This window comes from Pseudoalteromonas rubra (assembly GCF_005887115.1).
Lineage (GTDB): Bacteria > Pseudomonadota > Gammaproteobacteria > Enterobacterales > Alteromonadaceae > Pseudoalteromonas > Pseudoalteromonas rubra_F.
This window is the reverse complement of record NZ_PNCJ01000221.1, coordinates 1-330: the sequence shown is the minus strand read 5'-3', so window position 1 is coordinate 330 and position 330 is coordinate 1. Positions and strand designations below refer to the sequence as shown.

Here is a 330-nt window from a genome sequence, read left to right as displayed (position 1 = left end):
TCCTTTCGTAGTAGGTCCGGCAGTTGAGCGAAAAATAGGATTGTCTGCTTTTTCTCAACTTACTATTGATGCCACCATGTATCGCCCGGCCGATTGGGCCCGAAAAAAGGGTTTATTTGCAGAATTGCATAAAGATATCGCGGGTATGGATGATGCTATTACACGTTTGTCTACAACATTATCAAAGTCGAGCACAGAGGCCTTAGCTGAGATCAAAAAAATTTTCTGGAATGGTACCGAGCACTGGGATGTATTACTAAAAGAAAGAGCAGCTATAAGTGGTAGATTAATACTTAGTGATTATAGCAAACATTTTGTGGCAAGCTTCAA

At 40.6% G+C, this 330-nt stretch carries 1 protein-coding gene; it reads left to right on the top strand.

From position 1 onward, the window contains the following. Positions 1-330 (top strand): hypothetical protein (locus CWB98_RS24165; protein WP_212751174.1); only part of this gene is annotated, 330 nt, incomplete at both ends.